Genomic DNA, 13,776 nt, shown 5'->3' on the forward strand with positions numbered 1-13,776 from the left:
TCGGAAAATGGATTTAAAAATCACTCACTTAAAAAATTTATTTTACCCATTTTGTTTCGGAGTTATTTAATGAATAGCGGATCAGGGAACCACATTCCTCATCGTTTAAAATTTATTGCATGGATAAATATTGCTATACAAATTATTTTTCCTTTAGCCTCTATTTTCACTCCTGTTGCCGTTCGTGCTTTTAATGAGCAAAACGATAAGCAACATGAATTTTTATTACCTAAAAATAACCGTTCCGTATTTAGAGAAACGCAACGCTATACGCTACAAGTGGGTGAAACAGCTCAAAGTATTGCAGACAAATATAATATTAACCTGCAACAATTACGAAAATTAAACCAATTTCGAACTTTCTCTCAAAATTTTGAAAATTTACAGCCTGGCGATGAATTAGACATCCCAATGGCTCCGCTACCAATTGTGGAATGGGATGATGATAAGCCTGAAATCGTTCTGCCTTCTTCAGCAAGTGAAAACGAAATACGCGTTGCTCAATTAGCATCTCAAGCAGGTAAATTTTTCTCCACCAATCCTGATCAAGAAAAAACGAAAGCTTTTGCCCGTGAACTGCTGACCACTGCCGCTAGCAGCTATGCTCAAGATTGGTTTAATCGCTTTGGTAGCTCACAAATCCACCTTGAGGCTGATAAGAAATTTTCGTTAAAAAACTCGCAGATAGACTTACTCATGCCTTGGTATGAGACAGAAGATAATCTGATTTTTAGTCAAACCAGTTTGCACCGAAAAGAAGGCCGCATCGAGACCAACTTAGGTCTCGGTGCTCGTTGGTATGGTGAAGGCCAAATGATCGGTGGCAATACATTTTTCGACTATGATATTTCACGCAAACATTCCCGTTTAGGGCTGGGTGTCGAATATCGTCGTGACTTCTTAAAATTATCTGCCAATAGCTATCATCGTCTAAGTGGCTGGAGAAGTTCTCGAGATTTAGCGGATCATTCTGCTCGTCCTTCCAATGGTTGGGATGTCCGTGCTGAAGGCTGGCTACCAAGCTATCCACACATTGGTGGAAAACTTACCTACGAACAATATTATGGGGATAGCGTTGCTCTATTCGGCACAAAAAATCTACAACAAAACCCTTATTCCATTACTGCCGGACTCAACTATACGCCAATTCCATTAGTCACATTTAATGCTGAGCACCGCCAAGGGAAGGCCAGTAAACAAGATTCCCGCTTTGGTCTCCAGCTAAATTACCAATTTGGTAAAACATGGAAACAACATTTAGACCCTGGATCAGTGACCACATTCCGTTCATTAATGGGTAACCGCTACGATTTCGTTAGCCGTAATAATCATATTGTTTTGGAATATAAGAAAAATGATGTTATTCAGTTAAATATCGCTAATTCTATAACCGGCTATGCAGGGGAAAAAATTCCACTGAGTTTCACGGTGGCCAGTAAATACGGTCTTAGCCATTTAAAATGGAACGCAGAGACTCTGGTTGCTGCCGGAGGTCATATTGTTCAAGAAAATGGTAAATATAGTCTTGTTCTCCCCGCTTATCGCAATGATGCCAAAAGTGCTAACAACTACACCATCAGCGCCGTTGCTATCGATAAAAAAGGGAATATATCACCCAATACCATGTTACGTGTTGTCGTCACCCAGCCGGCGATTTATCCCATAAAAAGTGCACTAACCCCCAGAAAGATCGACTTAATTGCTGATGGTAAAAATACAAAAAAGTTATCTCTCTCTATCAGAGATAAAGCGGGAAACTACATTGACCTCGCCGCAAATGAAATTGGCATTGAAAAAGTGGTGGCAAATAAGACAGCCGCACGAAGTGTAAATTCCGCTAATACTGCCAATTTAACAACCGTCAGTGGCTTTACCCGTATCGCTGCAGGACAATATGAAGCGATATTAACAAGCGGAACGACACCGGAAAATTTTGTTTTAGTGTCTAAAGCACGCAATGCCGTTTTTCCAGAAATCAAAGTTTCTGTCCTTGCTGATGGTGCCACAACGCAAATTGCCAAATTGATGACCAACATCTCGCAGTCACAGCCTGCTGATGGTAAAACGCCACTCGAAATCAAAACGCAATTAAAAGATGCTAACGGCAACCCACTGATTAACACACGGGTCACGTGGAGCTCAGACAAAAATCCGAATAAGGTCTCTTTCAGTAGCAACACCACCAGCACCGATCAAAACGGTTTTGCCTCTACCACTGTCACCAGCACCCTTGCTGGTGATGTACTGATCACAGCTAGCGCTGGTTTGGGGGAGTCTCAGGATCTCACAGTCACCTTTATTCCCGATATAAAATCAGCGATGATAAGGCCTCAAAATTTTCACGCATCGCAATCCCATACCCTCGCTGATGGGATAACACCCAATACATTAACCGTGACCGTAACGGATGCTAGCGGCAATATTATTCCCAATGTTGAAGTTCAATTTGCCACAGATAAAGGTCAGTTAACTAACGATAAAGTCGTGACCAATCATCAAGGTATTTCAGAAACACAGATCACCAGCACCCAGTCTGGTAGTGCAACTATCACAGCCTCAGTTGGTAATCACACTCTAAATAAAACCCTTTTATTCTCCGCAAATGGTCAAACTGCCAAGGTTGACTATGTGCTACCTGAGCCAAAAGCTAGCTATATTGCAGATGGCAGAACCTCTGTAACTTATACTGCAAAAGTCCTTGATACCAACAACAACCCAGTTTCTGATGTTGATGTTAACTGGTTATCTAACCTCAATGGATCTGAGCTTCACTTTGAGAAAGAAACATCCAAAACCAATGCTCAAGGGATTGCAACAACGTCAATCATCAGTAATAAAGCCGGAATTGTCATTGTGACTGCCTCTACCAATGGGAATGGACAATTGGCAGTACCTATTACTTTTGTCGCAGATAAAAACCAAGCCAAAGTGGCAACATTAGCTATCAATAAAGCGACTATCATCGCCAATGGGAATGACAAAGCCCAGCTGGATGTTATCGTCACGGATAATTTTGGTAATCCTGTTGAAGGTATCGACGTTCTATTACAAGCCAACAATGGCGCCACGATTACCACGTTAACTCCGTTCTCCAAAACCACCGTCGACGGTAGAGTAAAAGCGGAACTGGCCACTAACCAAGCTACGGGCGATATTATGGTTGCGGCAAATGTGGTGGGCTCACAATCACAACCTGTTGCTAAGCATATCAAAGCCCTCGCAGATAATAATACCGCTAAGGTGACTATCGTCTCTTCGACTGATCGAGTTCAAATTAGTCAACAAACACCAACTGTTATCTTAACGGCCACCGTAATTGACGATCAGCAAAACCCATTAATTGGTACTCCAGTGACATGGTTAACCAATCATAACCGGTTAAGCACCAACACCACCGTGACTGACCTAAGAGGGCAAGCTAAAGTTGAACTGTCTGGTTATATTTCAGGTGAAACACAAGTCACCGCACAATTGATGAATCGCCAAACAGCTCACCAGAATATCCAATTTATGGCGGACATTCCTCATCAACAAAACAGTGTATTAGAGATAAAACCACAAACTATCGTGGCAAATAATCACGAACAAGCGACAGCAACGCTCATCTTAAGAGACCAATGGAATAACCCAGTATTAGGGCAAAATATCCAATGGAGTAAGAACAACACCGGACTCAGTTTATCAGGAGCTAGAGAGCTGCCGAATAACGGCGAATACCAAGTTAATATCAGCGGTAATCTTGCTGGAACATTTGATATATCCGCACAAACGGGTTCTGTCACCAGCCAAAAAATGATTGGACTGATTGCGGATAGCAGTACCGCACATCTAAAAAATATTAATATAGTAGGAAAAACCACAGCACCTGCCGATGGTACAAATCCCATTACCCTGCGAGCGACAGTCACAGATGCGACCAACAATCCAGCACCAGCCGGCATTGCCGTTGGTTGGCGTAGCGATATTGGCGAACTTTCTCAGCCTGTTAGCTTAACGGACAATAATGGTATTGCGCAGATAACCCTAACTAGCACCGTTGCCGGGAAAGGTAAGGTCGCCGCTATCGTCGGGCAATCAACCAAAGAGACAACCAATCAAATTGAGTTTCTTGCAGGTACAGTGTCTCGTAGTGCCTCGAGCGTAACACTCGCAGTGCCTTCTATTATCGCTGCGACGGGTGAAACCAACATCACCATAATGTTAAAAGATAATGCTGGTAACCCATTAACTGGCTTAGCCAATAAAATTATTCTCGATTATTCAGCTAATTTAAGTATCGCTACTCCACGATTTAACGAAATCAGTAAAGGCGTTTATCGCGGAAAATTGAGTGGCGTTAAAGCTGGAAGCACATTGATTAAGGTAAAAGCAAATAATGTGACGTTGGATAATTCTGTGTCTCTAACTATCACTCCGGATAGCCAAACCGCACGTGTGAGAGGCGGGATCACCGCTAGCAAAACAACTGAAACCGTTGGTCGCTCCGTCACCTATAGTGCAATTTTTGAAGATGCTAATAGCAACTTATTAGGTGCTGGAGTACCTGTGTTTTGGGTGGGTAATGATAATACTCTATTATCCGATAACCAGACGATGACAGATACAACGGGCCGTAGCGCGATCCAAGTTCAACGAGATACCATCGGTGAAGCATTAGTCAGCCTTAATCTGATATCACAAAATAGTGCTAGAGCCCCAATAGTGGCTTTCGTTCAAGGCGCACTTGATGTCAGTAAATCATCATTGAATTTAACGCCAAGTACGGTCACTGCGGGTAAACCGACAACGTTAAAACTAGTATTAAAAGATCAATTTGGTAATCCATTGGTCAATCAACAAACAGCTATTCATGTTCGTAAGGATAAAAATCATGTTGTTATCTCGCCGGTAACCGTTGTAGATGACGGAGTTTATCAAGTTTCCGTCAGCAGCGAGCAAGCGGATACTGCTATTTTATCCGTCGATATTGGTACTCAATCTTTACCTCAGACCAAAACCTTAACGGTACAGGGAGATACTGCCAATGGTTCAATTTCTAGTTTGATGCCAAGCGTTAACCATATGCAGGCAGGAAACCAAACTGGAGTGACCTATTACGCCACCGTTGTGGATCAATTTAATAATCCACTCCCAAGTATTCATGTTTCATGGCACCTGCAAGGAAAAGCAGAGCCGTTTGCTCACTCGACGGTGACTAATGCCCAAGGTGTCGCACACGTAAAAGTCACCAGCCACCAAATGGGACAATTAGTGATGACCGCGGTGCTATCAAGCAGCCAAAATAAAGTGGCCACCCCAGTTCAAGTCAATGCGGGAGCCGTCAATAGCCAAAACTCGACATTTACTGCCAGTAAAATGGATATTGGCCCTGATGGTATAGAAGAAACCATCCTCACGATTAAGTTACAGGATGATTTTGGTAACCCACTCAGCAATGAAATAGTGACTATCAATAGTAATGCACCCAATACTGACTTCACTATTGCGAGAATCACCAATAACCAAGATGGTAGCTATACCTCTACGGCAACGGCCACCAAACAAGGTACGGTGAGATTAACCGCTAGAGTGGGCAGTGACATCATCGCTAACCCACTGAATATAAAAGTGGATGCTATCAATCCGACTTTACGCTTTGATAATATTCAAAAACGTTTAACTTACTCATCAATAACTGATAATGGACAGGTTATCAAAGGTTTACCCGCTGGAGCAGCCCCTGTTTGGTCAAGTGATAACACCAGTATTGCAACCGTGGATAATCAAGGGAAAGTGAAACTGAAAAAAGCAGGACGCACTAAGATTTGGGCGCGCATCGATGGAAATGGCGTGTATAAATCTGCGGCAGCTAACTATGAGTTAGAGGTTGAGAAAGCCAGACCAAATCTAACCTTAACCAGTAATAGTACAATTTCGGCAACTTGGGCGGATAATAACAATCATCCTATTCAATCTGCATTTAATCATACTGATGCAGCCAGTATCCCTGTGGAATATATCAGCCAAGATGCCAGTATTGCTCAAATTGATTCTGCTTCAGGCGCTATTACTCAAGTAAAACCTGGAGTGACCAAATTAACGATTCGTTCCAAAGAAACCGAACAGTTTTTATCGGAAAGCCAAGAGGTCACTTACAACCTAGCTAAAGCTCGCTTTAATATCGATTTTGCGCAAAAAGAGCAAGAAATTACCGATGAAAAAGGTCATTTTGCTCTACAAAATACTCAAATAACAGTGCCTTCCAAAGCCGATATTGTTTGGACTTCTGGCGCTGACAGTGTCGTTAATTTAGAAAAAAATGGTACGTTAAAAGACCTTGCGAAAGGTGAAGCGAATCTCATCATGACAGTAAAAGCCAACGATTATTTTGAGCAAACTAGTGGGGAATATCGTGTTAAGGTTTATACCAAACCAGCTATCAGCGCAAATATCATTACCTACGGAAATAATGGTAATAGACAAGATAATACAAGTAATTGGTCACCCGTCTATACCGATGATAATTTGGAAATTAACTGGTCATTAAATGGTAGCAGTGAATTTGATACCGCGGCGACAATCAAAGCTGTTGTTACCGAGCCAAATGGTAATACCTTTGAATATCCTGTCACAGTTCAAGCGGGTATTCAAAAAATTACGCTTCCACCTAAACGTGAATATTTCAGCCAATCGGGAAATTTAAAGGTCACAATTTCGGCGACAGGTAAATCGAGTCATAAACTCAAAAATGAATTTGTGGTGATAGATACTCCGATTCAGGTGACATCACCAAAAGAAATTGGTCAACAAACATTAGGGCACAAAGTTAAGTATTTTCTTGAAGGACAAACGAGTGAAAGAAACATTTGCGCTTATTATCTAACGGATAGAACTATCGACCTTGTGATTGCACCGACTATGAATATTAATACTAATGGCAGACGTTTGCTGGCGCCTATTTATGTCAAACATGAGATTCTCTCTAGTGAATATTCTGGAACGGGGGCTGCGGGCATTAGCTATCCTGAAATCAGTACTCCGAATACTAATGATGACTATGTTTACAGTAATAACGATATTTACAGAAAGGTATTGAAAAATAATTGTTATGAAAATCACAGTGGTAGCGGAAACATTACCACCACGTTAAGTTTCTTAGGAAGTAGTGATGAACTTAAACATCACTTTTCATGGAACGGAAAAAATAATTAATCAAAAACAGGGAGCTTTGCTCCCTGTTTTTACTAACAACCGCTTCCTTATCAACTGACTCTCCCTTTCTATCACTAAGATATAAGCATAATTACCTAACTTTGATGTAATATAATCACAAAAAAATTAATATACTTACAGCTCATCGTATAAATTTAATTGCCCACCTAACAATCTAAAAAAGTGTATTTTCATGTACTAAAAGAGAGGAATAGAAGCGTAGTTATCAAGAAAAATACGTTTAATGAAAAATTTATCAAAATAATGTTAACGATAACTTTTCATGTTAATTATCATACAAAATGGCTATATCTCTACATAATATCTTTAGCCCCAAAATCAGAATCAAACTAAAAACAAAAAAATGGAAAGACTCAATTGTAAATTTATTAATCAACATTCCTAGATATATTTAGTGTAATAAAAAATAAAATTGATCAAATAACGATCTTCTTAGTTTGACTCTTTAATCAAATAAACCAAAAATTGAAAATAACTAAGCTAAATCACATGAAATAAATAGATTGATTGAATATTATTCATGTTTTATTTTGCATTTTTTTGGATTATAATCCTGCAAGACAGTAAATGATCGAAGCATAAAACTGGATATTGGTCATGTATTAAAATTTCCATTTACTTACTCATTATATGAAATCAAATTTAACCCATTGAAAATAATAAATTTATCAAAGCTCAAAATATTAAAAAATATTGAACATAATAATTATAATATTTAAAAAGTCATTTTTTGACCAATTGAAAACAATTATAAGGATAGTATATCATTTACTTAGTGACTCCCAATGGTCACTATATATCCAGCTAAAAATGAAAACACAAAGACTATATAAAATGATATTTATAAGGTCTAAGGATTCATGTTTAACGTTATTCCAATAAAATAATTTAATAGAGAATGTTTATGAATAGAAAATTTCCTATTGCTTACGCTGTCGGGCAAAAAGTTAAATCATTAAGAAAATCTCAAGGTTATACTGTTTTCCAATTAGCACGAGAGTGCAATATCAGTGAACAACAGCTGTTTCGTTATGAGCGTGGTGTTAATCGTATTGATATTGATTGTTTAGCTCGAGTATCAAAAATATTGAATGTAAATATCAGTGATATATTCAGTGATATCTTCCAAGAAGATCTCGAGATTAAGCCTGTACATAAAGCCCAAGAATTTGTTGAATCTTTTGCATAAAATGAGTCATTACGCTTCATTTTTAAATAGGTGAAGATTTTGGTTAAAAAACAAAATTACTCTATATTTGAGTAACGTAATTCAATTTACTCTAATTATGATAAGTCAGCATAAAAAGTAAAAGCTAACTTGAAGGCTTTTACTTTTTATTTTACCTATCGACTCAATTTATTCAGCGAAACTCAGTAGCAAAATCAAGTGATAATAAGTAAAACAACCTAGTGTTCCATTCCATCCATAAACACCGACGTTCATCTTACCGAGATAATCACAGCTCCGCTTACAGCGGTTGAAAAATTCAACGTAACAATAATATTGCACTCTACTACAACTATTTAGATGCTAACAATTAAAGATAAAAAATAACAATTAATGACAGTATGAAAACAAAAATACAAATTATCTCTGTAAAATAATTATTTAAAATAAACGCCTTATTAAAATAGTAATTTAAAAATATAAATTCAATTCTAAATTAAAAAATAATTTAATTTTTAAAATTATTCTTTAATTATAACCATGCTCTGAACTGTGTTTTGAAAACGTAAATATTGTTATTTTTTCGTTTAATATCAGTAATTTGATAAATATCATACAATCCCTATCTTTCCTATCTTCTGTTTGACACATCCAACTTAGATTTGTCATATTGGTATATTCAATAGTCTCTTACTTATATTTATATAATTTTCAAACCTTATTTCTCACATTGCTATTTTTATTTTTAACACACCAAAATTAAATATATCCGATTACGTTTAATAAAAGAGGTTTTCATGACTAGGGAATTATTTTCTACTAATAAAATGAAATTATTATTTGAAAAATTAGCGTCATTTTCTTCTCATCCCAATAATAAAGGAGTCACACGTATAGCGTATACTCCCACTGACCAAGCAGCCCATCAATATATGATGGAAACCATGCAGCAAGCCGGGTTTATCGTTCGCCAAGATGCCATTGGTAATATATTTTGCCGCTTACCTGGTAAAAATCCTGATTTACCCGCCGTCGGTACTGGCTCACATCTTGATACTGTTCCCGATGGTGGAGCTTACGATGGTACACTCGGAGTCGTTGCTGGATTTTATGCCCTAATGCAATTTCAGCCACAGCAATTATCCCGAGACCTTGAGCTGATCGTCTTCCGCGCAGAAGAGTCCAGCAGATTTGGATTCTCATGTATTGGTAGCAAAGTGTTACTTGGTGCTGTAGACAACGAAAAATGGGCGTTAAATCTTGATGATAATGGGCAGAATTTCTTTGAGGTTATCGATGAGTGTGGCTATAACAGCCAGCAAATTGAACAATGTAAATTACCCGATGATTATTTTTCTGCCTTTATTGAGCTCCATATTGAGCAAGGTCGCCGACTGGAATTGGAAGAGAAAAATGTCGGTATCGTGAATGGGATTGCTGCCCCGACACGTTATAGCGTTAAAGTGACCGGTCACGCCGACCACTCTGGTGCCACGCCAATGTACCAGCGCCATGATGCTTTAGTCGCCAGCGCTGCCATTATCGATGATTTGAACCGAGCAGCCTGTAAAGAAGCAGTTTGGGGAACCGTCGGTACTATCGGAAAATTAAACGTTTATCCGAACTCCATGAATGTCATTCCCGGAGAGGTTAATTTTTTAGTTGATATTCGTGGCATCGAACCAGAAAGTATTCGCCGCGTCGCCGATCATCTTAAAGATTCCATAAAAAAATCTGAACATGACAACGAAGTATCCATCAATATCCGTGAAATTTCATCCGAGAATCCAGTGAAATTAGACAATGAAATTTGCCATGTTATTGAGCAGCATTGTATTGAAAAGCAATTGAAATATATGACTATGTTGAGCGGTGCAGGGCATGACTCCATGAATATGGCGAAAAAATTCCCAACCGCTATGATTTTTACGCCATCAAAAGACGGTATCAGCCATCATCCCGATGAGTTTACCGACTTTAACGATATTATTATTGCCGCCGATTTACTAAAAGAGACACTGTACTCCCTCGCTAAATAATTTTTCCAATCATAAATTATCGCAATGACCTTTATTTTTATTGTTTCTATACAATATAAAGGTCATTTTTTGACTTTGATAAATTAGAAATAAAAAAATAGCTGCAAGTCGAAAACTTCCAGCTATTTGATTCTTTATTTTAGAAAAATATTTCAGATTAATTTATAACAAAGATAATAAGCAACCCGTATAAAGTTTATAGGCGGTTAGCATCTCATTTTCATCAAAATCAAAACCGGCTTGGTGATGCCCAGCGGTTCTATCTGCACCCACCACAAAATAGAGTGATTTCCCACCGTTACGCTGTACGCGTTTAGCAAGGATAGTCGCGTCCTCACTCCCCCCGAAAGGTCGAGTCGCCACTGCGGTTAATTCCCCGTGCTGACCAACAACATTGGTGAGCGTATCAATCAGCTCTTGGTCATTGGTTAAATCAACAGCTTCCCCCATGACTTCGCTTTCCATTTCTAATTGGAAGCTATGTGCTGAACCCTCTGCCATACGAATGGCGTTTTCACTCATAAAACGGTTGATTTCTTCATTTTCACCGCGAACTTCAACCTGCATTTGTGCATAAGATGGCGTGACATTGCGACCTTCACCCGCATTCAAAACCCCGACATTGATGCGAGACATGCCTTTACCGTGTCGAGAAATTCCTAGCATTTGGGTTGTTGCATGGCAAGCACCTGCAAGCGCATTTAACCCTAGCTCAGGCTCTGCCCCTGCATGAGATGGCGCACCTTTGAAACGAAAATCCAGCTTAGTGGTACAAAGGAAATGCGTTGGATTAATCACAATTTCCCCACTGTTGGCGATAAAACCGAGATGCGCCCCTAAGAAATAATCAACATCATCCACAATCCCACTTTCTGCCATGGCTCTTGCACCACGCACGCCCTCTTCCGCTGGCTGGAACAGCAATTTTACTTTTCCGGTTAATTTATCTTTATTCGCCACTAACCAATGGGCAACAGCTAAACCAATAGAAATGTGCCCATCATGACCGCAAGCGTGCATTTCCCCTGGATGGCAGGAACTAAAATTATCCATTTTTGGTCGATGGTTTTCTTGACTGCTTTCCGTCACACCGACACAGTCAATATCAAAACGTAGAGCAACAGTTGGACCTGGTTTTCCACTATCAAAAATAGCGACACAACCGGTCAATTCCTGCATTTCAGCTAATAACGCCTCACTCACATTATGCTTTCTGGCGACACCTAATCCCTTATCCACCACTTTCTGCTGGCGACCAAAGGCATACTCGGGATTAATAACCGCAGTGCCCACTTTCACCTCTAAACCGAGGTCGCGTAATATATTAACGATTTTCGCCGTGGTTAAAAATTCAGACCAACCAATTTCAGGATATTGATGGAACTCGCGACGCCATTTTATCAATTGTTCTAATGTGATGACTGACATAGTAACTCCTTACAATTAAAGCATAATTAGTGCAATAAAGATCACCCCGACAATCATGCCAGGTGCGGTACGCTTAACAATTTCCATCGGGTTAACGTTGGCTAAACCCGCACAGACAATCGCGGCACCCGCCAGTGGTGACATGGTTCTTCCTAAAGCCCCTGAAATTGCAGAAGCCATACCAAGATCCGGTATTTCATAACCAAACTGTTGAGCAAATGGCGTCACGGTTTCATTAAAAGCAAATGCTGCCGCATCACCTGAACCGGTAATAATCCCCATTAAGAATGGACCCAGTGTTCCACCCCAGCGAGCAAATTCCGGTGAATGGATCAGGAAACTAATGAATGAATCAATTAAGCCTGAGGCTTTTAGACCCGCAGAGAATACAGCGGCAGCAATAATGATCCCCAAGACATCACCATAAGCATTTCCCATTCCTTTAAAGAATTCTTTGGTAATGGTTGATGGATTTGTACGAGTAATCACCAGTGCATAGATTGCCCCGATCACCATCGCAGCAGGTACGGTAATTTGATACGCTTTCAGCGCATCCATAAACGGTAAAATTAATAAAATTAAAGGAATAAAAGGGGCCGTTGCATACAGATAATTCGGTTGTTCTGTCGCAACATTTTGTCCTTGTTCCGCCGTTCCGTTAGTCTCTAAAGTCACTTTCATGTTGTACTCTTTCTTGACCAGAGCAACAACAGCTAAAGAAACCGCTGCAATTCCACCTACTGCGAGGCTATAAGGACCATGACGAGCAATTAAGTCAACGATGCTCATATTCGACATTTGAGCGACAAAAGGGTTATGAGACAGACCAGGGCTTAACATCGACCCAATGGTGCCACAGAGAACAGCCCCACCAGCAATCGCAGGATGAATACGTGCGGCAATCAATAACGGGATCAATGTTGCCCCTACTGCCGCGGCACAGCCTGCAGCGGAAGGAATCGCGATATTGATGAAGAATGTCAACACAACAGCGGCGGGGATCAGAAAGAATCCAAGACGACTTAATACTTTGGATAAAACCAAAACTAAATGTTTATCGCATTTGGTATATTTCATGACATAAGCGAAACCCATACTCGAACAGATCGCCTGAATCAATGGAGCGGAGACCATTCTTTCACTGAACGCCGCCAAGGCTTGCATCGGAACAAGGCTGATAATACAAAGCACCAGTCCAGCCGCAATTAATACCATCCGTGTTTCATATTTTTTTATTAAAAGATAAATCGTAATAACAATAACTAATGCCGCGATAAATTGAATTATCATGACCGCACCTCTTATATTCCCGGGTTAAATTGATAAGAATAAATAAAGAAAAAAATTTTTTTGGTTGGTAATTCATTGTGAGCATTAATTGTTTTATTTAATTGAGGGATATCAATTTTATTCTCCAATAGAGAATTCACCTGCTATTTTGTGACCTACCACAAAATTATCATGCGGTTATTTTTTAAGATTAAAAATATATTTTAATTCGAATTATATATTTAACCGGAGAGAAACATCTTATTTGTTTTTAATCTAACCGGGCTTAACCCAATTTAACCCAAGTGCCACAACCCTATAGTTTCAGTAAAATTTTACTGCTAAATTAACCATTTAAGAATTTGTTAAATTTAAACGATAACTCGGAGAATAAAATTCCAGCCAGAGTAGACATTTATTTCCCTATAATTTAAAAATTTAGCCTCATTCCCTATTTTTCGAATAAAAAACATCATATTTTATTAAAAATAATTTAGTTTTAATTTTATTACAAAATGAACAAATATAAATAAAAGGCATCATCAATTAACTCACTCTTATTCGGAAGCATTTTATTTTTAACTAATCTGATTTATCGGGTCTAAATTCTATTTACCATTTTTACACTTCAATTAATTTATCTGGCAGATAAATCGGCTA

At 39.1% G+C, this 13,776-nt stretch carries 5 protein-coding genes; 3 read left to right on the forward strand and 2 right to left on the reverse strand.

Annotated elements, in window-relative coordinates:
- Positions 1–69 precede the first annotated feature (69 nt).
- The 3 genes from PR761_RS09505 (at position 70) to PR761_RS09515 (ending at position 10,419) form a co-directional block, all read left to right on the forward strand.
- A complete protein-coding gene (locus PR761_RS09505) occupies positions 70–7,191 on the forward strand; it encodes an Ig-like domain-containing protein (RefSeq protein ID WP_154610977.1) in 7,122 nt (2,373 codons plus the stop codon).
- A 925-nt stretch (positions 7,192–8,116) separates the two neighbouring features.
- Positions 8,117–8,401, forward strand: a complete 285-nt coding sequence (locus PR761_RS09510) for a helix-turn-helix domain-containing protein (RefSeq protein WP_039854640.1) — start codon at positions 8,117–8,119, stop codon at positions 8,399–8,401.
- A 776-nt stretch (positions 8,402–9,177) separates the two neighbouring features.
- Positions 9,178–10,419, forward strand: coding sequence for a M20 family metallo-hydrolase (locus tag PR761_RS09515; protein WP_112835864.1), 1,242 nt, complete (start codon positions 9,178–9,180; stop codon positions 10,417–10,419).
- 162 nt (positions 10,420–10,581) lie between these two features.
- On the opposite strand, the gene PR761_RS09520 is transcribed toward PR761_RS09515, so the two are convergent.
- Both PR761_RS09520 and dcuC read right to left on the reverse strand, forming a co-directional pair.
- On the reverse strand, positions 10,582–11,847 hold the full coding sequence (locus tag PR761_RS09520; protein WP_112835862.1) for an amidohydrolase: 1,266 nt from the start codon (positions 11,845–11,847) through the stop codon (positions 10,582–10,584).
- Between the two features lie 15 nt (positions 11,848–11,862).
- A complete protein-coding gene (gene dcuC, locus PR761_RS09525) occupies positions 11,863–13,137 on the reverse strand; it encodes a C4-dicarboxylate transporter DcuC (protein ID WP_006813920.1) in 1,275 nt (424 codons plus the stop codon).
- Positions 13,138–13,776: the final 639 nt, after the last annotated feature.

The organism is Providencia sp. PROV210 (assembly GCF_028479445.1).
Classification (GTDB): domain Bacteria; phylum Pseudomonadota; class Gammaproteobacteria; order Enterobacterales; family Enterobacteriaceae; genus Providencia; species Providencia rustigianii.

Coding starts and splice junctions, on each gene's coding strand:
- PR761_RS09505 (WP_154610977.1), top strand. CDS start 70: ATGAATAGCGGATCAGGGAACCACATTCCTCATCGTTTAAAATTTATT.
- PR761_RS09510 (WP_039854640.1), top strand. CDS start 8,117: ATGAATAGAAAATTTCCTATTGCTTACGCTGTCGGGCAAAAAGTTAAA.
- PR761_RS09515 (WP_112835864.1), top strand. CDS start 9,178: ATGACTAGGGAATTATTTTCTACTAATAAAATGAAATTATTATTTGAA.
- PR761_RS09520 (WP_112835862.1), bottom strand. CDS start 11,847: ATGTCAGTCATCACATTAGAACAATTGATAAAATGGCGTCGCGAGTTC.
- dcuC (WP_006813920.1), bottom strand. CDS start 13,137: ATGATAATTCAATTTATCGCGGCATTAGTTATTGTTATTACGATTTAT.